Raw genomic sequence first — 20,465 nt, forward strand, 5'->3', positions numbered from 1 at the left:
AGACACCAGCCCGGGACGGGGGCACGCTTCGCATTTCGGGCTGACACGCACCGGAGGATTTCCCTCCCGTGCCTCTGTGAGGAGTTTGGTCATGCGCACCGGCGTGATCGCGAAGAAGATGGGAATGACCCGCGTGTTCCAGGACGACGGACGGCATGTGCCGGTCACCGTCCTGCAGCTCGAAGCGCTCCAGGTCGTTTCCCGCCGCGAGATGAATACCGACGGCTATACCGCCGTCCAGCTTGGCGCAGGCGTCGCCAAGGTGAAGAACGTCGCCAAGCCGCAGCGCGGCCATTTCGGCAAGGCCGAGGTGGAGCCGAAGGCGGTGGTCCACGAGTTCCGCGTGACCGAGGACAACCTCCTCGACGTCGGCGCCGAACTGTCGGCGGATCATTATGTCGCAGGCCAGATGGTCGACATCCAGGGGCGGACGCAGGGCAAGGGTTTTGCCGGCGGCATGAAGCGCTGGAACTTCGGCGGTCTGCGCGCGACGCACGGCGTCTCGGTTTCGCACCGCTCGCTGGGTTCCACGGGTCAGCGCCAGGATCCGGGCAAGGTCTTCAAGAACAAGAAGATGGCCGGCCACATGGGCGACAAGTATCGCACCCAGCAGAATCTGGAGATCGTCGGCACCGACGTCGAGCGCGGGCTGATCTTCGTGAAGGGGTCGGTCCCCGGCTCCAAGGGCGGTTGGCTGTTCGTCAAGGACGCGGTCAAGGTCAAGGCCCATGCCGAGGCGCCGTATCCGGCCAGCTTGAAGCAAGCCGCAAACACGAACACCGCATCCGACACGCCTGCCGAGACCGCAGACGCGCCGGCCGCGACCGACGGCCAGGAGGGCTGATAAGTGCAGATCAAGATTTCCTCCTTCGCCGGTGACAGCACAGGCGAGGTCGAGCTTTCGGACGAGGTCTTTGGCCTTGATCCGCGCGCCGACATTCTCCACCGCGTGGTCACCTGGCAGCTCGAGAAGCGTCGTGCTACCGCGCGGGGCACCCGCGAACGCGCCGATGTCGCGCGGACCGGCAAGAAGCTGGGTCGTCAGAAGGGCGGCGGTGTGGCGCGCCACGGCGATCGTCGCGCACCGATCTTCGTTGGCGGCGGCAAGGCGCACGGCGCCCGCGTTCGCGACTTCGATCCGAGCCTCAACAAGAAGGTTCGCGCGCTTGGCCTGAAGATGGCGCTGAGCAGCCATGCCAAGGCGGGTTCGCTCGTCGTCATGGACAGCCTGGCGGTCGAGGGCGGCAAGACCAAGACGCTGAAGGGCGATCTGGCCAAGCTCGGCTTCGGCAAGCGTGCGCTGGTGATCGACGGTGATATCGTGGACACGAGCTTCGCGTTTGCAGCGGGCAACCTGCACGAGGTGGATATCCTCCCTGCGGTCGGCGCCAACGTCTATGACATCCTTCGCGCCGAGACGCTGGTCCTGACCCGCGCCGGACTCGAGAAGCTGGAGGCCCGTTTCAATGGCTAAGGTTTTCGGGGGCAAGCCCCAGAAGGCGACCGACATCCGTCACTATGACGTGATCCTGGCGCCGCACATCACCGAAAAGGCGACCCTGCTCAGCGAGCATAACGCCGTGGTCTTCAAGGTCGCGAACTCGGCGTCGAAGCCCGAGATCAAGGCTGCCGTCGAGGCGCTGTTCAACGTCAAGGTGACAGGCGTGAACACGATCGTCCAGAAGGGCAAGACCAAGAAGTGGAAGGGTACGCCCTACACCAAGTCCGACATAAAGAAGGCGATCGTGACGCTCGCCGACGGTCAGACGATCGACGTGACGACGGGGGTCTAGGATCATGGCACTCAAGCAATATAATCCGACGACGCCATCGACGCGCGGCCTCGTCCTGATCGACCGCTCGACGCTCTGGAAGGGCAGCCCCGTCAAGGCGCTGACCGAAGGCAAGCGCAAGTCGGGCGGCCGCAACAACAAAGGCCATGTGACCAGCCGCGGCATCGCCGGTGGTCACAAGCAGCGTTATCGCCATATCGACTTCAAGCGTCGTCGCTGGGATGTCGAGGGCACGGTCGAGCGGATCGAATATGATCCCAATCGTACCGCGTTCATCGCGCTCATAAACTACGGCACCGTGGCCGCGGATGCAGAGGGCGAAGGCAAGGCCGACGTGGCCTATATCATCGCGCCGCAGCGGCTCGCCGTGGGTGACAAGGTGATCGCTGCCAAGCGCGCCGACGTGAAGCCGGGCAATGCGATGGAACTGGGCCAGGTGCCGGTTGGCACCATCGTCCACAACGTCGAGATGAAGCCGGGCAAGGGCGGCCAGATCGCACGGTCCGCAGGCACGTATGTTCAGGTCGTCGGTCGTGACCGCGGGATGGTGATCGTTCGCCTGAACTCGGGCGAGCAGCGCTACATCCATTCGGAGTGCATGGCGACGGTGGGTGCGGTGTCCAACCCGGACAACCAGAACCAGAACCTGGGCAAGGCCGGCCGCAACCGCTGGCTGGGCAAGCGCCCGCTGACCCGCGGCGTCGCCAAGAACCCGGTCGACCATCCGCACGGCGGTGGCGAAGGCCGTACCTCTGGCGGCCGCCATCCGGTCACCCCCTGGGGCAAGCCGACCAAGGGTGCGCGCACCCGCCACAACAAGTCGACCGACAAGATGATTATCCGGTCGCGTCATTCGACGAAGAGGAAGGGCTAACATGGCTCGCTCGGTCTGGAAGGGTCCGTTCGTGGACCTTCACCTGCTCAAGAAGGCAGAAACCGCCCAGGATACCAACGCGCGTGCGCCGATCAAGACCTGGTCGCGCCGCTCGACGATCCTGCCGACGTTCGTGGGGCTGACCTTCAGCGTCTATAACGGCCGCAAGTTCGTGCCGGTGAGCGTGAACGAGGATATGGTGGGCATGAAGCTCGGCGAGTTCGCGCCCACGCGCTACTTCCCCGGCCACGCCGCCGACAAGAAGGGCAAGCGCTGATGAGCAAGCCGAAATCCCCCCGCAAGGTCGGTGACAAGGAAGCGTTGTCGGTCGGCACGCAGATCCGCGGCAGCGCGCAGAAGCTGAACCTGGTTGCAGGCCTGATCCGCGGCCGCAAGGTCGGCGATGCGATGAACATCCTGCAATTCTCGACCAAGGGCATGGCGGTCGATGCACGCAAGGTGCTCGCCTCGGCGATCGCCAATGCGGAGAACAACCACAACCTCGACGTGGACGCACTAGTCGTCGCTGAGGCTTCGGTCGGCAAGGGTATCGTGATGAAGCGGTTCGCCACGCGCGGCCGCGGTAAATCGACGCGCATCCTCAAGCCGTTCAGCAAGCTGCGCATCGTCGTCCGCGAGCAGGAAGAAGCATAATGGGTCACAAGAGCAACCCGATCGGGATGCGGTTGCAGATCAACCGCACCTGGGACAGCCGCTGGTATGCCGATGGCGCCGATTATGCGCGTCTGCTGCTGGAAGATCTGAAGATCCGCACCTTCATCATGAAGACGCTGCCGCAGGCCGCGATCTCCAAGGTGGTGATCGATCGTCCGGCCAAATTGTGCCGCATCTCGATCTTCGCGGCGCGCCCCGGTGTCATCATCGGCAAGAAGGGCACCGACATCGAAAAGCTGCGCAAGACGATCGGTGCGATGACCGCGTCGGACGTCTCGCTCAACATCGTCGAAATCCGCAAGCCAGAAGTCGATGCTCGGCTCGTGGCACAGGGCATCGCCGACCAGCTGGAGCGCCGTATCGCGTTCCGCCGTGCGATGAAGCGTGCGGTCCAGTCGGCAATGCGCCTGGGTGCCGATGGCATCCGCGTTGCCTGCGGCGGCCGTCTGGGCGGCGCGGAAATCGCGCGTTCGGAGAGCTACCGCGAGGGCCGGGTTCCGCTGCACACGCTTCGCGCGAATATCGACTATGCCGAGGCGACCGCGCACACGTCCTACGGGGTTTGCGGCGTCAAGGTCTGGGTCTTCAAGGGCGAAATCCTGGGCCATGATCCGATGGCAACCGACCGGCTGATGATGGAGGCCCAGACTTCGGGTGTCCGTCCGGCTCGCGACGACCGCCGCTAAGGAACGATCCGATGCTGCAACCGAAAAAGACCAAGTTCCGCAAGGCATTCAAGGGCCGCATCCATGGCGATGCGAAGGGCGGCACGTCGCTGAACTTCGGAGCCTATGGCCTGAAGGCGATGGAGCCGGACCGGATCACCGCGCGCCAGATCGAAGCGGCCCGCCGCGCGATCACGCGCCACATCAAGCGCCAGGGGCGGTTGTGGATCCGCATCTTCCCGGACGTGCCGGTCTCGTCGAAGCCCGCCGAAGTCCGCATGGGTTCGGGCAAGGGTTCGCCGGAATTCTGGGCGGCGCGGGTGAAGCCGGGCCGCATCCTGTTCGAACTGGACGGGGTGGAAGGCAAGATCGCCGCAGAGGCGTTCGAACGGGCGGCGATGAAGCTGCCGATCAAGGTGAAGGTGGTGGCACGCCTCGGCGACACCAGCCACCTCGGAGGCGAGTAAGATGGCGCGTATCGACGATCTCAAAGGCTCCAGCGACGACCAGCTCGTCGAGCAGCTGGTCCAGCTGAAGCGCGAGCAGTTCAACCTGCGCTTCCAGTCGGCGACGAACCAGCTGGAGAAGCCCAGCCGCGTGCGCGAAGTGCGGCGCGACATCGCCCGCATCAAGACCCTTCAGACTCAGCGCACCGGCGCTGGGTCTGCCAAGTAAGGAACGTATCATGCCGAAGCGCGTGCTGACCGGAGTGATCGTCTCCGACAAGACCGACAAGACGGTGGTGGTGAATGTCGAGCGCAAGGTGAAGCACCCGCTCTACGGCAAGATCATCCGCCGTTCGAAGAAGTATCACGCCCATGACGAGGCGAATGCCTTCAAGCAGGGCGAGACGGTGCGGATCGAAGAGACCAAGCCGATCTCCAAGCTGAAGACCTGGACGGTGATCGAGCGGGTGAACACCCATGCGACGCCGGAGCGGGCGTCGGCCGAGGGTTGAGTTTTCGCGCCGCCCGTCACCCCAGGGGAAGCTGGGGTCTCGTGGCGGGGTGGTTCTCCCTAACCTGATACCCCAGCTTTCGCTGGGGTGACGGGCGGAGGAGAGGTTCCGGACCTTGTGTTCGGACGTGGGAACGGCTAACAGGCCGCTCCCCCGACGCGAGGCTCACCTCGCGCCGGGCTTTGTATTTTTAGGCGGGTGCCGGTCAGCAATCGGCCCCATAGGTTTGAGAAGGATACGGATCCATGATCCAGATGCAGTCCAATCTCGACGTCGCTGACAACAGCGGCGCGAAGCGGGTGCAGTGCATCAAGGTGCTGGGCGGCTCCAAGCGTCGCGTGGCCGGTGTCGGCGACATCATCGTCGTCAGCATCAAGGAAGCACAGCCCCGCGGCAAGGTGAAGAAGGGTGACGTGCACCGCGCCGTCATCGTACGGACCCGCAAGGATATCCACCGCGCGGACGGATCGACGATCCGGTTCGACAGCAACGCAGCCGTCCTGGTCAACAAGAACGAGGAGCCGATCGGCACCCGTATCTTCGGCCCGGTCGTGCGCGAACTGCGCGGCAAGAAGCACATGAAGATCATCAGCCTCGCGCCGGAGGTGCTGTGATGGCCACCGCCAGCAAGACCGCCGCACCCAAGCTGAAGATGCGCATCAAGAAGGGTGACCAGGTCATCGTTCTGTCGGGCAAGGACAAGGGGCGCACCGGTACGGTCACGCAGTCCATGCCCAAGGACGGCAAGGTGATCGTCGGCGGCATCAACGTCGCGACCCGCCACAAGAAGCCGACCCAGGCAGACCCGCAGGGGGGGCTGGAAAAGGTCGAGGCGCCGATGCACGTCTCCAAGGTCGCGCATGTGACCGCCGACGGCAAGCCGACGCGCGTTCGCTTCGAGATCAAGGATGGCAAGAAGGTCCGCGTGGCCGTGAAGACCGGGGAGACGATCGGTGGCTGATTACAAGCCCCGCCTGCGGGCGATGTACGACGACTCGATCGCCAAGGCGATGACGGAGAAGTTCGGCTACAAGAACGTCAACGAGGTGCCCCGGCTCGACAAGATCGTGCTGAACATGGGCGTCGGCGAGGCGACCCAGGACAAGAAGCGCGTCGACCAGGCAGCTTCCGAAATGGAGCTGATCGCCGGGCAGAAGCCCGTCGTCACCAAGGCCAAGAAGTCGATCGCGCAGTTCAAGCTGCGCGAGGGCATGCCGATCGGCGTGAAGGTCACCCTTCGCCGCGAGCGGATGTACGAGTTCCTCGACCGCTTCGTCACGATCGCGCTGCCGCGCGTTCGCGATTTCCGCGGGCTGAACCCCAAGAGCTTCGATGGTCGCGGCAATTACGCCTGCGGTATCAAGGAGCAGATCATCTTCCCCGAGATCAACTATGACCGCATCGACAAGGTGCGCGGCATGGATGTTATCGTGACGACGACCGCAAAGACCGACGACGAGGCGCGCGAGCTGCTCCGCCTGTTCGGCTTCCCGTTCCCGATCGAAGAAGCCGTCGAAGAGAAGCAGGCGGCTTAGTATTAACGAGCCCCTCCCCTTCGGGGGAGGGTTTGGGATGGGGCCTATCAACGAGCGATTTGCTCGCGGCCCCGCCCCGCCCCCAGCCCCTCCCCCAAAGGGGAGGGGAGCTAAGGAAGAGAGCTTAAGTCCAATGGCGAAACTGAGTTCGGTACTGAAGAACGAGCGTCGCAAGGCGATGGTCAAGCAATATGCGCCCAAGTTCGCGGCGTTGAAGGCCAAGGCCAACGACACGACTCTCGACGATGGCGAGCGCCTGATCGCGCGCCTCAAGATGGCGGAACTGCCACGCAACGCGAACCCGACGCGCGTGCGCAACCGCTGCCAGCTGACCGGACGGTCGCGTGGCAATTATCGCAAGTTCGGGCTTTCGCGCATCATGCTGCGGGAATTGGGCAACAAGGGCCTGATCCCCGGCCTGACGAAGTCGAGCTGGTAAGGACCGACAGATGGCAGTGACCGATCCCGTGGGTGACCTGCTCACCCGCATCCGTAATGGCCAGCGTGCTCGCAAGGACAGCGTGCTGACGCCCGCGTCCAAGCTGCGTGCCCGGGTGCTCGACGTGCTCCAGCGCGAAGGCTACATCCGTGGCTATAGCGAAGAGCAGATGGGCCCCGCCGCGGGCCTTCGCATTGAATTGAAGTATTTCGAGGGCCAGCCCGCGATCAAGCATGTCGCGCGCGTCTCCAAGCCCGGCCGCCGTGTCTATAGCGGCAGCCAGGCACTGCCCCGGGTCATGAACGGCCTTGGCATCACCATCGTCTCGACGCCGCGCGGCGTGCTTTCGGACAACGAAGCGCGCGAGCAGAACGTCGGCGGCGAAGTCCTCGCGGAGGTGTTCTGATGAGCCGCATCGGCAAGAAGGCGATCCCGGTTCCGGCCGGCGTTACCGCGACGATCGACGGTGGCGTGATGAGCGTGAAAGGCCCAAAGGGGCTGCTGACGCTCAAGCTGTCGGACGACATCAGCTATGACGTCCAGGCGGACGGTATCGCCGTGACCCCGGCGAACGACACCCGCCGCGCACGTGCCTTCTGGGGCATGCAGCGGACACTGGTGCAGAACCTGGTGACGGGCGTTACGGACGGCTTCACGAAGAAGCTGCTCATCACCGGCGTCGGCTATCGCGCCAATGTGACGGGCAAGAAGCTCAAGCTGCAGCTCGGCTACAGCCACGATGTCGACATCGTGGTGCCGGATGATCTGGACGTGAAGACGCCGGACAACACGACGGTCGAGATTTCGGGCGCCGACAAGCAGAAGGTCGGCCAGCTGGCCGCCGAAATCCGCCGCTGGCGCAAGCCCGAGCCGTATAAGGGCAAGGGCATCAAATATGCCGGCGAGTTCATCTTCCGCAAGGAAGGGAAGAAGAAGTAATGACCAAGGGTCTCTCTCTTTTCGCCAAGCGGCGCCGCCGCAACCGCACCGCGCTGCGCGCGCGGGCAGGCACCCGGCCGCGGCTGTCGGTGCATCGTTCGGGCAAGCATATCTATGCGCAGGTGATCGACGACGTCGCCGGTGCGACGGTCGCGTCGGCCTCTACGCTGGAAAAGGACGTGCGCGGCGTATCCGGCGCGAACATCTCGGCGGCGACCGAGGTTGGCAAGCGTGTGGCGGAAGCGGCCAAGGCCGCCGGCGTCACCCAGGTCGTGTTCGACCGCGGCGGCTTTCTCTACCACGGCCGCGTCAAGGCGCTGGCCGATGCGGCGCGCGAAGCCGGACTGGAGTTCTAAGACATGGCTGACGAAACCAACATTCCAGAGACGGTGATCGCCCCCGAGACGGTCGTGCAGGATTTGACCGGCCAGGCGGGACAGCAGGGCGGTGGCTATCAGGGCAGCGGCGGCGGTCGCGGTCGTGGTGGTCCCGGCGGCGGCGGTGGCGGCCGTGGTGGCCCCGGCGGCAATCGCGGTGGTGGCCCCGGTGGCAATCGCGGCGGCCGTGACGGCGGTCGTGGTGGTCGCGACGGCAACCGCGGGCGTCCGGGCAGCGACGACGGCGGCGAAGAGCTGATCGAGAAGCTGGTCCACATCAACCGCGTGTCCAAGACGGTGAAGGGCGGCAAGCGCTTCGGCTTTGCGGCGCTCGTCGTCGTCGGCGACGGCAAAGGCCGGGTCGGCTTCGGCCACGGGAAGGCGCGCGAAGTGCCTGAGGCGATCTCCAAAGCGACCGCGGCTGCCAAGAAGGCGATGGTCCGCGTGCCGCTTCGCGAGGGCCGGACGCTCCATCACGACGTCAACGGTCACTTCGGTGCCGGTCGCGTCACCGTCCGTTCGGCGCCGCAGGGCACCGGGATCATCGCGGGCGGCCCGATGCGTGCCGTCTTCGAATCGCTGGGCGTTGCCGATGTGGTGACCAAGTCGGTCGGCACGTCCAACCCCTATAACATGATCCGCGCGACGTTCGACGCTCTGGGCGAGCAGACCTCCCCCAAGGCGGTCGCACAGCGCCGCGGCAAGAAGATCGCGGACCTGCTTGGTCGCGGTGGCGCCGACAAGGGCGTCGCCGAGGCCGAAGCCGCGGCGATCGTGGAGTAATCGATATGGCCACCGTCAAGATTACGCAGACCGGCTCGCCGATCCGCCGCAAGGGCGACCAGCGCGCGACGCTGATCGGCCTGGGGCTGAACAAGATGCACAAGACTCGGGAGCTGGAGGACAGCCCCGAGGTCCGCGGCATGATCCGCAAGGTACAGCATATGGTGAGCGTGGAGGGCTGAGTCCTTCTTCCTCTCTCCCACCGGGAGAGGGGCTAGGCGCGCAAGCGCCGCGGGGTGAGGGCGGCCGGGCCGCCCTCACCCTTCCGCCGCTTTCAGTGGCTCCAGTGCTGGGGTAAATAGTGCCCCGCACTATTTAGGCCATGCCGGGGGCGTGGCCGACCCCAACACTCTCTCCCAATGGGAGAGGGAATTTTAGCGCGACAAAAGCGAAAGCGAGTGCATGATATGAAATTGAATGATCTCCGCGACAACGAAGGTGCCCGCAAGTCCAAGATGCGCGTCGGGCGCGGCATCGGCTCGGGTAAGGGCAAGACCGGCGGGCGTGGCCAGAAGGGCCAGAAGAGCCGTGAGGGCGTGTCCATCGCGGGCTTCGAAGGCGGCCAGATGCCGCTGCACATGCGGCTGCCGAAGCGCGGCTTCAACAACATCTTCGCCAAGGATTATGCCGAGGTGAACTTGGGCGCGATCCAGAAGGCGGTCGATGCGGGCAAGATCGAGGCGAACGCCACGCTCGATCATGAAGCGTTCAAGGCTGCCGGCCTGGCGCGCGGTGGCAAGGACGGCGTGCGCCTCTTGGCCAAGGGTGAACTGACTACAGTGCTGAACTTCACGGTTGCGGGTGCGTCCAAGGGGGCGATCGAGGCGGTCGAGAAGGCTGGCGGCAAGGTCGATGTGATCCACGTGGTTCCCGCCGCCGAGAAGGCTGCCGCAAAGAAGGGCGTGAAGTACAAGGAGCGTGCGGCGCACAAGGCTTCGTTCAAGGCGTAAAGCCGACCGCCACGTCACCCTGGCGAAGGCCGGGGCCATTCCGGTACGCGCCTAACGGTCGCTGGAATGGTATGACGATGGACCCCGGCCTTCGCTGGGGTGACGCAAGGTGGTTAGACAAGCGCCATCGGGCGCCTATATGAGCGGCGGGGCGGGTTGAAGCGCATCCCGCCGCTTTCCGTTTCCCGCCGTTTTCTGTCACCAAGGTATCGCACGAGCATGGCATCCGCAGCCGACCAGATGGCGCAAAGCATCAGCCTGTCGAAATTCGCGCAGGCGACCGACCTCAAGAAGAGGCTGTGGTTCACGATCGGTGCGCTGATCGTCTTCCGCCTGCTCAGCTATGTGCCGCTGCCGGGGATCGACCCGACCGGATTGGCCGGTCTGGCGAACCGCGCGCAGGGGGGCGTTCTCGACTTCTTCAACACCTTTTCGGGCGGCGCGCTGTCGCGTGCCAGCCTGATCGCGCTGGGCGTCATGCCCTATATCACCGCGTCGATCGTGGTGCAGCTGTCGACCTCGCTGTCGCCGACGCTGGCGGCGATCAAGAAGGAAGGCGAATCAGGCCGCAAGCGGCTGAACCAGTACACGCGCTACGGCACGGTGCTGCTGACCGCAGTGCAGGGGTTCTTCATCGCGCGCGGGCTGGAAGCCGGTGGTGCGGTCGCCGAGCCGGGTACGGTGTTCGTCGTCGCTGCGATCATCTCACTGATCGGCGGCACGATGTTCCTGATGTGGATCGGCGAGCAGATCACCAGCCGCGGGATCGGCAACGGCGTGTCGCTCATCATCATGGCGGGCATCGTCGCGCATCTGCCGACGACGCTGGTCAATCTGCTGGAGGGCGGGCGCACGGGATCGCTCGATCCGCTGCGGCTTGTCGGCATTATTGTCGCTGTCGTCGCGCTGATCCTCTTCATCTGCTTCATGGAGCGTGCCCAGCGGCGCATCCTGATCCAATATCCCAAGCGGGCGACGCAGCGCGGGATGCAGGCCGATCGCAGCCATCTGCCGCTGAAACTCAACACCGCCGGCGTCATCCCACCCATTTTCGCCTCCTCGCTGCTGCTGATGCCGCTGACGATCTCGCAATTCGCGGGCGAACGGGTGGCAGGCGAGAGCGCCTGGGGCGACTTCATCATCTCGCTCAATCAATATCTTCAGCACGGCTCGCCGGTGTACATGCTGCTGTATGGCGCCGGGATCATCTTCTTCTCGTTCTTCTATACCGCGGTGGTGTTCAATCCCGAGGAGACGGCCGAGAACCTCAAGCGTTACGGGGGCTTCGTGCCGGGCATCCGGCCGGGCAAGAACACCGAGACGTATTTCGATTACGTGCTGACGCGTATCACGGTGCTGGGTGCCGGCTATCTGGCGATCATCTGCCTGCTGCCCGAATATCTGGTGTCGGCGCTGTCGATCCCCTTCTATCTGGGGGGCACCAGCCTGTTGATCGTGGTCAACGTGACGATGGACACCGTAACCCAGATCCAGAGCCATCTGCTGGCGCATCAATATGGCGACCTCATAAAGAAGTCGAAGCTCAAGGGCGGACGGCTGCGTTAAGCCGGAATCGTCTGGTCGATACGGACGAAGGGAGAGCGTTCGCGTGAATATCATCCTCTTGGGGCCTCCTGGCGCCGGCAAGGGTACGCAGGCGGCGCGGCTCGTCGCCGAGCGGCATATGGTGCAATTGTCCACGGGCGACATGCTGCGCGCCGCGGTGAAGGCGGGGACGCCGGTGGGCGTTCAGGCCAAGGCGGTAATGGAGGCTGGTGAACTGGTCTCCGACGCGATCGTCTCCGCGCTGATCGGCGAGCGGCTGGACCAGCCCGACAGCGCCAAGGGCGTGATCCTGGATGGCTATCCGCGCACGGCGGCACAGGCCGAGGCGCTCGATGGATTGCTGATCGAACGGGATCGGGCGCTGGACTTCGTGATCGAGCTTCAGGTCGATGAGGATGCGTTGATCGAGCGGATCGTGGGGCGTTATACCTGCGCGCAATGCGGCGAGGGCTATCACGATCGGTTCAAGCTGCCCAAAGTCGCCGGGGTGTGCGATGTCTGTGCCGCGACAGAGTTCAAGCGCCGTCCCGACGACAATGCCGAGACGGTACGTACCCGCATGGCCGAATATCGCGCCAAGACCGCGCCGATCCTGCCGCTTTACGAAGCCCGCGGGTTGGTACGCCGTGTGGATGGCATGGCGGACATGGACCATGTCGGCGAAGCGATCGCGGGAATTCTCGACAAATCCTGATTGATGACCCGTCGCATCCTGATCGTCGAGGACGATGCCTCTACCGCGGCCTATCTCGCCAAGGGATTGAGCGAGGCGGGTTATCGGGTCGAACAGGCGCATGACGGGCGCGATGGGTTGTTCCTGGCCAGCGAGGGCGTGTTCGACCTCATTATCGCCGATCGCATGTTGCCAGGTCTCGACGGACTGGCGATGATCGGCGCGATCCGTGCCGCGGGGATCGCGACTCCTGCGCTGGTTCTCTCCGCGCTTGCCACGATCGACAATCGCGTCGACGGGCTGAGGGCGGGCGCGGACGATTATCTCTGCAAGCCGTTTTCCTTTGCCGAACTGTCGGCGCGGGTCGAGGCGCTGGTCCGCCGCGCCGACCGCGCCGCGGCCGAGCCGCAGAAGACCCGGCTATCCGTGGGTGACCTGGAGATCGACCTGCTGGCGCGGCATGTCGCACGGGCGGGCAAGACGATCCCGCTGGGCGCGCGCGAGTTCAACCTCCTGGAATTCCTGGCGCGTCACGCCGGGCAGGTCGTCACGCGCACGATGATGCTGGAGAAGGTGTGGAACCTCCACTTCGATCCGGGCTCCAACGTGGTCGATGTGCATATCGGTCGACTCAGGCGCAAGCTGGAGGAAGGGTTTGAGACGCCGATCCTCCACACGGTGCGCGGTGCGGGTTACCGTCTGTCGCCGGAAAGCTGACGGACCGTGCGGCTGTCGATCACCGCGAGGATCGCGCTGCTGTCGATCGGTCTTGCCATCATCTCGAACTTCGCGCTGAGCGCCTTTGTCTGGAAGCAGGCGCAGAGCGATGCCAGGGAAGCGGTGCAACGCGAGACGATCGAGCAGGCGGATGCGTTGATTGCGGTCTGGCGCGACGGTGGAGACGCGATCCTGGCGCCCGCGATTCGCAGCGCGCTGGCCCCTGCCGACATGTCTCAGGTGCTCGCGATCCTGGATGAACGCGGGAACAGGCTGGTGGGGCTCGCGCCCATGCGCTTCGCGCCGCCGCTGGAGCGGACTCTTTTTCGGGTCGCCCGGCTCGGCGCGGATGGGCGCTGGGCGGGGCGCGACACCGGCTATTCGCTCCGGCCGATCGGGCGCCGATGGCTGCTGGTCGGGCGCAACATGGACCTGATCGCCGCCGAGCAGCGTGCGATCGAGCGGGCGCTGATGCTTGCGGTGACGCTGAGCCTCGCGCTCGGCATTTTCGAGGCGCTGGTGCTGGCCCGCTATGTCTCGCGCCGGCTGGACGGGATCGCCGGGGTGGTCGATGCGGCCGGCGAGGGCGATCTGTCGCGGCGCGTCGCGATGGTCGCGGGGGGGAACGACGCCTTCGATCGGCTTGCCCAGCATCTGAACGCGACGCTGGACAAGACCGAGGCGCTGATGAACGAGCTGCGCGTGGTTACCGACAGCCTGGCGCACGATCTTCGGTCACCGCTTTCGCGGTTGCGGACGAAGACGGAGCAGGCGGTGACGCTGGCCGATCCGCACGCCCGCGAGGCGGCGCTTGGGGGATTGCTGGTCGAGACCGATCTCGTGCTGCGGATGCTGACGATGGTGATCGAGATCAGCCGATCGGGCAGTGTGCCGCGTGATCGCTTCACCCGCGTCGGGCCGGCCGAACTGGTCGAGGAGATCGCCGAACTCTACGAACCGGTGGTCGAGGACGCGGGGCTGGCATTCAGCGTCCGGATCGAGGCGCGGCCGGCGGCGATGGCGTTGCACCGGCAGTTGATGAGCCAGGCGATCGGCAATCTCATCGACAACGCGATGAAACATGCCGCGAATGGAGGGACATTGGTTCTTCGACTTGCGCAGGGCGTCGATGGGGTGGCGATCCAGGTCGAGGATCGCGGGCCGGGGATAGCGGAGGACGACCGTGCACAAGCGCTCAAGCGCTTCGGGCGGCTCGATGCCGCGCGCTCGACGCCGGGGGCGGGGCTGGGCATGGCGCTGATCGAGGCGGTGGCGCGGCTGCATCACGGACGCTTCGAACTCGCCGACAATGCGCCCGGGCTGATCGCGCGGATCGTGCTGCCGGGGTGAAGTTCGGTCCCGACTGAAAATCTCCGGCGTTCTCCTGCCGCTGCGGCGCGGGCCGGCGTTGCTCCCGTGGCTTGCACCGCCTAAGCGGCTCGGATGGTGTACCGCTTGGCGCGGCTGTGCAGGGGTGCGGTCGTCTGCATCCTCCTGCCCACGAGCCTTGCCGCGCAAGAGGCCCCGGCATCGCCGGAAGCCGCACTCGACCCCGATTCGCCGATGGCGTCGCTGCCGGACATCGGCGTGGCGTGGCCCGACCTCGCCACCGGCGCCCCGGAAGCTACCGGCGCACCGGTGGCCGATGCCGCGGCCGAGGCAAGATACACCTGGGCGATCGAGGGCATCGCCGAGGCAACATCCCCGCTGCTGCGCGAGCGTTTCGCTCAGGCATCTACCCTGAAGGCCAATGACGGCGAAGCAGCCAATCCGGCGCAGCTGGATCGGCGGGCGCGCGAGGATGCCGATCTTCTCGTCGGCCTCCTGCGCGGGGAGGGCTATTACGACGCGCGGGTTGCGACGCGTGTGGAGGCAGCCGCCACGCCGGGCGCGCGGCAGCGGGTGGTGCTCGATGCCACGCCCGGAACGCTCTATCGCTTTCGTGGCGTCACGATCGACGGGATCGCGGCAGCGGGCGGCCAGGCTGCGCCGCTGACGGACGCCTTCGGGATCAGCGAGGGAAGCGTGGTGAACGCCGATACGATTGTAGCCGGGCAGGCCGCGCTGTCGGGTGGGTTGGCGCGGCAGGGATTTCCCTTCGCGACCGTCGGCGAACCCGAGATCGTCGTCGATCGGGCCGCGCGCACGGCCACGTTGGACGTGAAGGTCGATCCCGGCGCGTCCTTGCGCTTCGGGCAGGTCGTGACGGCGCCCGGCAATCGCGTGTTCGATGCGCGTCATGTGCAGGACATCGCGCGCTTCACCCCCGGCGACGCTTACGACGTTGCAGTCCTCGACGATCTGCGCCGCGCGCTCATCCAGACCAGCCTGGTGTCCACGATCGAGGTGAAGCCGGTGCCCGGCACCGAACCCGGCACGGTCGACGTGTCGGTGCGGATGGACCCTGCGCCACCGCGCACCGTCGCGGGCGAACTGGGCTATGGCACCGGGGAGGGCGCACGCGCAGAGGTCAGCTGGACGCACCGCAACCTGTTCCCACCCGAAGGCGCGCTGACCCTGCGGGGTGTGCTCGGCACCCAGGAGCAGCTTGGGTCGATCGTCCTGCGCCGCAACAACTTCCACGCGCGCGACCGGGTACTAACCGTTCAACTGGCCGCCGCCAACACGCGACGCGATGCCTATGAGGCCACGACCTTTTCGCTGGCCGGGGCGATCGAGCGGCAGACGAACATCTTCTTCCAGAAGACCTGGACGTGGTCGCTGGGTGCCGAGTTGCTGGCGTCGGACGAGCGTGATGTCGATTTGGCGACGGGACAACCGCGGCGACGCACCTTCTTCATCGCAGCACTGCCGACCAGCCTGAATTATGACGGGTCGGACGATCTGCTGAACCCGGCGAGCGGGTTTCGGCTGGGCGGACGGCTCAGCCCCGAATTGTCGCTTCAGGGCAGCGCGTTCGGCTATGCGCGCGCGCAGATGGACGCGAGCGCGTACCGCCGGATCGGCGGCGTGGTGCTGGCCGGCAGGACGCGGCTGGGCACGATCCTGGGCGCGCCGCGCGATCAGGTCGCGCCTTCGCGGCGCTTCTATGCGGGGGGGGGCGCGTCGGTGCGCGGCTATGGCTTTCAGTCGATCGGGCCGCGCGATCCCAACAACGATCCGATCGGCGGGCGCAGCCTTGCGGAGTTCGCGATCGAGGCGCGGGTGAAGCTGTTCGGCAACATCGGCGTCGTGCCGTTCCTGGATGCGGGCAATATCTACACGTCCGGGCTGCCCGACCTCTCGGGCCTGCGGTTCGGGACCGGGCTGGGCCTGCGCTATTACTCGAACTTCGGGCCGATCCGCGTGGATGTCGGGACGCCAATCAATCCGCAGCGCGGCGATTCGCGCGTCGCGGTGTACGTGTCGCTGGGTCAGGCGTTTTGAGGTGGCTGCGGCGGATCGTGCTGGCGCTGGTCGGGTTGGCGGCGATCGCGGGGGTGATCCTGACCGCGGTCGATACCGACATGGGCCACCGCTATGTGGCGGACCGGCTGGCGGCCGTGCGAACCGCCAACGGTCTGCGCTTTGGCGTGGGGCGGATCGACGGATCGCTTTACGGCAGAACCCGGATCACCGACCTGCGCGTGTACGATCTTGACGGGCTGGTCTTTCAGGCGCCCTCGGTCGCGCTCGATTGGCGGCCGTGGCGTTGGTTCGGCAATCGGCTGGATATTCGCTCGCTTGTCATTCCGAGCGCTACCCTGCTGCATAAGCCGCGCACCCGGCCGGGCGCCTCGCGCGCCGCCATTCTGCCGGACTTCGACATCGCGATCGGGCGGTTGCGGGTCGATCGTCTGGTGCTGGCCAGCCCGGTCCTCGGCCAGACGCGGGTTGCGCGCCTCGACGGGCGTGCCGACATCCGGCGAGGTCGGGCGCTGGTCGATCTCTCTGCAGTCGTCGCGGGCACCGACCAACTGACGCTGAAAGTGGACGCCGAACCGGCACGCGATCGTTTCGACATTGCGCTGGCCGCTCGGGGCAGTGCGCAGGGCGCGCTGGCGCGGATGGCGGGCGTCCGGGTGCCCGTGCGACTGGAGGTTGCGGGCGACGGGCGTTGGGCGGCGTGGAAGGGCCGCGCGGCGGGGCAGGCGGGCGATGTGCGCGCGATCGACCTGGCACTTGCCGCGCAGGCCGGGCGCTACACGCTGTCGGGCACGCTGGTGCCGGAAGCGTTCGTGCGGGGAAAGCTGCAGCGGCTCTCACGCCCGCGCGTGTTGGTGAACGGTGATGCGACGTTCGAGAACCGGCGGCTGACGGGCGCTTTGTCGCTGCGCTCCATCAGCATGGCCGTGGAGGCGACCGGGGAGGTCGATCTGGCGACGAGTGCCTATCGTAACGTCCGGATCGCGGCGCGGCTACTGCGGCCGGAGGCGTTGTTCCCCAATATGACGGGGCGCGGCGTGGCGTTGCGCGCGATCCTCGACGGGGCGTTTGCAACTGCGGCGTTCGACTATCGGCTGAGCGCGGATCGCTTCGCCTTCGACAAGACCGGCTTCGAGATGGTGCGCGCCGGGGGGTGGGGGCGGCTGTCGAAGGCGCCGGTGCTCGTGCCGATCCGCTTCGTGGCGGCACGGGTCACCGGCGTGGGGAATGTCGCCGGCGGCATCCTGCGCAACCTGTCGATCGCGGGGGCGCTGCGGGTGACGCCGCAGACGGTGACCGGCGACGATCTGCGGCTGGCGTCCGACAGGCTCAGCGGGCGGATCGCGCTGTCGCTCGACCTGCGCAGCGGGCAGTTCGAGGTAGGCGTCAACGGCGCGCTCGGACGGTATCTGATCCCCGGCATCGGGCTCGTCGACGTGCAGTCTCGCCTCAGCGTCGTGCCGGGGGCGGGGGGCAGAGGCACGCGGATCGTGGGGCGGGGCGAGGCACGGGTGTTGCGGCTCGACAACGCGTTCTTCCGCAGTCTGGCGGGCGGATTGCCGCGGATAACGACCGGGCTGGAGCGTACCGCCGAGGGTATTCTTCACTTTCGCGGGCTGGTACTGACCGCGCCGTCGATCCGCCTGGCGGGGGACGGCTTTCGCCGCCGCGACGGCACGTTCCATTTCGAAGGCGTCGGGCGGCAGACGCGGTACGGCTCGGTGCGGCTGGTGCTCGACGGCGACATTTCTCGGCCGACGATCGACCTGTTGCTGGCCAGCCCGAATGCCGCGCTGGGGCTGTCGCAGGTCCGCGCGCATCTCGACCCGATTCCGCAGGGGTTCGCATTCCGGGCCGCGGGAGGATCGGTCCTTGGCCCCTTCAGCGGCGACGGCGCGATCCTGCTGCCACGCGGCGGTCAGGCGCAGATCGCGGTCGCGCGGCTCGACCTCGCCGGAACAAGGGCGAGCGGCGCACTCGACGTCATGTCCGGAGGGTTCGACGGGCGGTTGGCCGTCGGCGGCGGCGGCATTTCTGGCGCGGTCCTGTTCCGGCCGATGGGCGACATCCAGCGGGTGGAGGCTCACCTGGACGCCCGTGGCGCCAGAATAGCGGGCGCGACGCTGCGATCGGGGCGCGTCGATGCGGTAGTGATGCTCGATCCTGCGGGCACGACCGTGGACGCCAACGTCAGCGGGCAAGGGCTTCGGCGAGATCGGCTGAGTCTCGCACGGTTCGTGGGCGCCGCTTCGCTACGCGGCGGCCTGGGTACGGTTCGAGCCTCGATCGCCGGATCGCGCGGACGGGCGTTCGACATCCAGACGGTAACGCACGTCACCCCCGGCCGATACGAAATCGCCGCGCAGGGGACGCTGGATCGGCGCAGGCTTGCGCTGCTGACGCCTGCGGTGTTGACGCGCGATGAAGAGGGCTGGCGGCTTGCCCCTGCACGACTGACCTTCGGCGGTGGCGAGGCTGAGGTCGGCGGACGCCTGACCAAGGGCGGCGGTGCAGTGGAAGCGTCGCTGACCGCGATGCCGCTGGCGGTGCTCGACATCGGCTTTCCCGGCCTGGGACTTGGCGGAGCGGCTTCCGGCAAGCTGTCCTTCGCCGCCGGGACGGGGGCGGCGCCGACCGGACGTGCCGATCTGACGATCCGGGGGCTTACCCGATCGGGGCTGGTCCTGTCGTCGCGCCCGGTCGACGTCGGCCTGGCCGGCGTACTTACCGCCGAGCGGCTTGGGGTGCGCGCGGTCGCGGCTTCGGGCGGGCGGACGATCGGGCGCGCGCAGGCATTGCTGACCCCGCTTGGATCGGGCGACGTGGTTCGCCGGATTGCCGACGCGCCGTTGTTCGCCCAGTTGCGCTACGGCGGCCCGGCGGACACGCTCTGGCGACTTACCGGGGTCGAGTTGTTCGACCTTTCGGGTCCGGTGGCGATCGGCGCGGATGTGCGGGGGCGGCTGTCCGCGCCGGTCATCGCCGGGACGATCCGGACGAGCGGCGCGCGCATCGAAAGCGCGACGACGGGCACGATCCTGACCAACGTCCAGGCCAGCGGGCGCTTCGGCGGTTCGCGGCTGGCGATCGACCGCTTCGCCGCGGACGCCGGCCGTGGCGGACGGGTGACCGGTACCGGCAAATTCGACTTCGCGGCCCGGCGCGGCATCGGACTCGACCTGCGGCTCCAGGCCGATCATGCGGTGATGATCGCCCGCGACGACATCGGCGCGACCGTCAGCGGCCCCTTGGTCTTCACCTCCGATGGCGCGGGAGGGACGATCTCGGGCAATGTCGTGCTGGACAGCAGCCGTTATCGCCTCGGCCGGGCGACCGCTGCCACGGCCGCCCCGCGGATCAACGTCCGGGAGATCAACGTGCCGGGTGGCACCGACGACGAGGACAGCCCGACCGCACGGCCCTGGACGCTGGCGCTGCACGCCCGCGCGCCGCGTCAGGTGCTGGTCAGCGGGTTGGGGCTTACAAGCGAATGGTCCGCGGACCTGACCATCGCGGGCGAGCCGACCAATCCCGCGATCACCGGCCGGGCGAACCTGATCCGCGGCGATTACGAGTTCGCGGGTCGCGAGTTCGAACTGGAACGCGGCATCATCCGCTTTTCGGGCGATGTCCCCGCCAATCCGGCGCTGGACATCGAGGCGAATGCCGACAGCACCGGCCTGAATGCGTCGATCCGCGTCACCGGTACGGCGCTCAAGCCCGAAATCGGCTTTTCCAGCACGCCAGCGCTGCCCCAGGACGAGCTGCTGTCCCGGCTGCTGTTCGGGACGTCGATCACCAATCTGTCGGCGCCCGAAGCGCTCCAGCTTGCTGCGGCGGTGGCAGCGTTGCAGGGCGGCAATGGCGGGCTGAACCCGATCAACGCCGTGCGGCGTGCGGCGGGACTGGACCGGTTGCGCATCCTGCCGGCCGACCCGCAGACCGGGCAGGGCACGTCGATCGCGGCGGGCAAATATGTGACGCGCAAGCTGTATGCGGAGATCGTCACCGACGGACAGGGCTATTCGGCGACGCGGCTGGAGTTCCAGATCACCCGCTGGCTATCGGTGCTGTCGAGCATCTCGACGCTGGGCCGGCAGAGCGCGAACGTGCGCGTGTCGCGCGATTATTGAAGGCCGGCGGGAGAAGCTAAAA

At 66.6% G+C, this 20,465-nt stretch carries 26 protein-coding genes; all 26 read left to right on the forward strand.

The genetic code is table 11. The features are described 5' to 3' along the window. Positions 1–91: 91 nt before the first annotated feature. The 26 genes from rplC to VF643_RS00610 all read left to right on the forward strand — a co-directional run bounded on the left by rplC (position 92) and on the right by VF643_RS00610 (position 20,443). Positions 92–844 (forward strand): 50S ribosomal protein L3, encoded by a 753-nt coding sequence (gene rplC / locus VF643_RS00485; RefSeq protein WP_331041399.1) that lies wholly within the window; start codon positions 92–94, stop codon positions 842–844. A gap of 3 nt (positions 845–847) precedes the next feature. Next, entirely contained in the window at positions 848–1,474 is a 627-nt protein-coding gene (gene rplD, locus VF643_RS00490) for a 50S ribosomal protein L4 (protein WP_331041400.1), read from the forward strand. After that, a complete protein-coding gene (locus VF643_RS00495) occupies positions 1,467–1,793 on the forward strand; it encodes a 50S ribosomal protein L23 (RefSeq protein WP_331041401.1) in 327 nt (108 codons plus the stop codon). Before rplD ends, VF643_RS00495 begins: the two co-directional genes overlap by 8 nt. 4 nt (positions 1,794–1,797) lie before the next feature. Next, positions 1,798–2,667 carry a 50S ribosomal protein L2 gene (gene rplB / locus VF643_RS00500; RefSeq protein ID WP_331041402.1) on the forward strand — a complete coding sequence of 290 codons (870 nt, stop codon included), beginning with the start codon at positions 1,798–1,800 and terminating at the stop codon, positions 2,665–2,667. Between the two features lies 1 nt (position 2,668). Next, the gene (gene rpsS / locus VF643_RS00505) at positions 2,669–2,944 is read left to right on the forward strand and encodes a 30S ribosomal protein S19 (protein ID WP_331041403.1); all 276 of its coding nucleotides are present in this window, start codon (positions 2,669–2,671) and stop codon (positions 2,942–2,944) included. Continuing rightward, a complete protein-coding gene (rplV, locus tag VF643_RS00510) occupies positions 2,944–3,321 on the forward strand; it encodes a 50S ribosomal protein L22 (protein WP_331041404.1) in 378 nt (125 codons plus the stop codon). The genes rpsS and rplV overlap by 1 nt, the downstream gene beginning before the upstream one ends. Beyond that, positions 3,321–4,028 carry a 30S ribosomal protein S3 gene (gene rpsC, locus VF643_RS00515; RefSeq protein ID WP_331041405.1) on the forward strand — a complete coding sequence of 236 codons (708 nt, stop codon included), beginning with the start codon at positions 3,321–3,323 and terminating at the stop codon, positions 4,026–4,028. The genes rplV and rpsC overlap by 1 nt, the downstream gene beginning before the upstream one ends. An 11-nt stretch (positions 4,029–4,039) precedes the next feature. Then, entirely contained in the window at positions 4,040–4,474 is a 435-nt protein-coding gene (gene rplP, locus VF643_RS00520; protein ID WP_331041406.1) for a 50S ribosomal protein L16, read from the forward strand. Between the two features lies 1 nt (position 4,475). Further along, positions 4,476–4,682 (forward strand): 50S ribosomal protein L29, encoded by a 207-nt coding sequence (gene rpmC, locus VF643_RS00525; protein WP_331041407.1) that lies wholly within the window; start codon positions 4,476–4,478, stop codon positions 4,680–4,682. A 10-nt stretch (positions 4,683–4,692) separates the two neighbouring features. Continuing rightward, positions 4,693–4,965 (forward strand): 30S ribosomal protein S17, encoded by a 273-nt coding sequence (gene rpsQ, locus VF643_RS00530; protein ID WP_331041408.1) that lies wholly within the window; start codon positions 4,693–4,695, stop codon positions 4,963–4,965. A 245-nt stretch (positions 4,966–5,210) separates the two neighbouring features. Continuing rightward, positions 5,211–5,579, forward strand: a complete 369-nt coding sequence (gene rplN, locus VF643_RS00535) for a 50S ribosomal protein L14 (protein ID WP_258890479.1) — start codon at positions 5,211–5,213, stop codon at positions 5,577–5,579. Positions 5,580–5,617: 38 nt separating this feature from the next. Further along, positions 5,618–5,926: a 50S ribosomal protein L24 gene (rplX, locus tag VF643_RS00540; RefSeq protein WP_331041431.1), complete on the forward strand. Its 309-nt coding sequence runs from the start codon at positions 5,618–5,620 to the stop codon at positions 5,924–5,926. After that, positions 5,919–6,500, forward strand: coding sequence for a 50S ribosomal protein L5 (gene rplE, locus VF643_RS00545; protein WP_331041409.1), 582 nt, complete (start codon positions 5,919–5,921; stop codon positions 6,498–6,500). Before rplX ends, rplE begins: the two co-directional genes overlap by 8 nt. A gap of 133 nt (positions 6,501–6,633) precedes the next feature. Further along, positions 6,634–6,939: a 30S ribosomal protein S14 gene (rpsN, locus tag VF643_RS00550; protein ID WP_331041410.1), complete on the forward strand. Its 306-nt coding sequence runs from the start codon at positions 6,634–6,636 to the stop codon at positions 6,937–6,939. A 10-nt stretch (positions 6,940–6,949) separates the two neighbouring features. Next, a complete protein-coding gene (rpsH, locus tag VF643_RS00555) occupies positions 6,950–7,345 on the forward strand; it encodes a 30S ribosomal protein S8 (protein ID WP_331041411.1) in 396 nt (131 codons plus the stop codon). Continuing rightward, complete coding sequence (gene rplF, locus VF643_RS00560) at positions 7,345–7,878, forward strand: 50S ribosomal protein L6 (protein ID WP_331041412.1); 534 nt, start codon at positions 7,345–7,347, stop codon at positions 7,876–7,878. The genes rpsH and rplF overlap by 1 nt, the downstream gene beginning before the upstream one ends. After that, positions 7,878–8,234 carry a 50S ribosomal protein L18 gene (rplR, locus tag VF643_RS00565; RefSeq protein ID WP_331041413.1) on the forward strand — a complete coding sequence of 119 codons (357 nt, stop codon included), beginning with the start codon at positions 7,878–7,880 and terminating at the stop codon, positions 8,232–8,234. The genes rplF and rplR overlap by 1 nt, the downstream gene beginning before the upstream one ends. A gap of 3 nt (positions 8,235–8,237) precedes the next feature. Then, positions 8,238–9,038, forward strand: a complete 801-nt coding sequence (rpsE, locus tag VF643_RS00570) for a 30S ribosomal protein S5 (RefSeq protein ID WP_331041414.1) — start codon at positions 8,238–8,240, stop codon at positions 9,036–9,038. Between the two features lie 5 nt (positions 9,039–9,043). After that, the gene (gene rpmD / locus VF643_RS00575; protein ID WP_331041415.1) at positions 9,044–9,220 is read left to right on the forward strand and encodes a 50S ribosomal protein L30; all 177 of its coding nucleotides are present in this window, start codon (positions 9,044–9,046) and stop codon (positions 9,218–9,220) included. Positions 9,221–9,445: 225 nt separating this feature from the next. Then, a complete protein-coding gene (rplO, locus tag VF643_RS00580) occupies positions 9,446–9,988 on the forward strand; it encodes a 50S ribosomal protein L15 (RefSeq protein WP_331041416.1) in 543 nt (180 codons plus the stop codon). Positions 9,989–10,207: 219 nt separating this feature from the next. Continuing rightward, the gene (gene secY, locus VF643_RS00585) at positions 10,208–11,554 is read left to right on the forward strand and encodes a preprotein translocase subunit SecY (protein WP_331041417.1); all 1,347 of its coding nucleotides are present in this window, start codon (positions 10,208–10,210) and stop codon (positions 11,552–11,554) included. Between the two features lie 43 nt (positions 11,555–11,597). Further along, positions 11,598–12,248: an adenylate kinase gene (locus tag VF643_RS00590; protein ID WP_331041418.1), complete on the forward strand. Its 651-nt coding sequence runs from the start codon at positions 11,598–11,600 to the stop codon at positions 12,246–12,248. Between the two features lie 3 nt (positions 12,249–12,251). Further along, complete coding sequence (locus tag VF643_RS00595) at positions 12,252–12,944, forward strand: response regulator transcription factor (protein WP_331041419.1); 693 nt, start codon at positions 12,252–12,254, stop codon at positions 12,942–12,944. A gap of 6 nt (positions 12,945–12,950) precedes the next feature. Then, positions 12,951–14,294: a HAMP domain-containing sensor histidine kinase gene (locus VF643_RS00600; protein ID WP_331041420.1), complete on the forward strand. Its 1,344-nt coding sequence runs from the start codon at positions 12,951–12,953 to the stop codon at positions 14,292–14,294. Positions 14,295–14,387: 93 nt separating this feature from the next. Beyond that, a complete protein-coding gene (locus tag VF643_RS00605) occupies positions 14,388–16,331 on the forward strand; it encodes an autotransporter assembly complex family protein (RefSeq protein WP_331041421.1) in 1,944 nt (647 codons plus the stop codon). After that, positions 16,328–20,443: a translocation/assembly module TamB domain-containing protein gene (locus tag VF643_RS00610; RefSeq protein WP_331041422.1), complete on the forward strand. Its 4,116-nt coding sequence runs from the start codon at positions 16,328–16,330 to the stop codon at positions 20,441–20,443. The genes VF643_RS00605 and VF643_RS00610 overlap by 4 nt, the downstream gene beginning before the upstream one ends. Positions 20,444–20,465: the final 22 nt, after the last annotated feature.

The organism is Sphingomonas sp., assembly GCF_036387595.1.
Lineage (GTDB): Bacteria > Pseudomonadota > Alphaproteobacteria > Sphingomonadales > Sphingomonadaceae > Sphingomonas.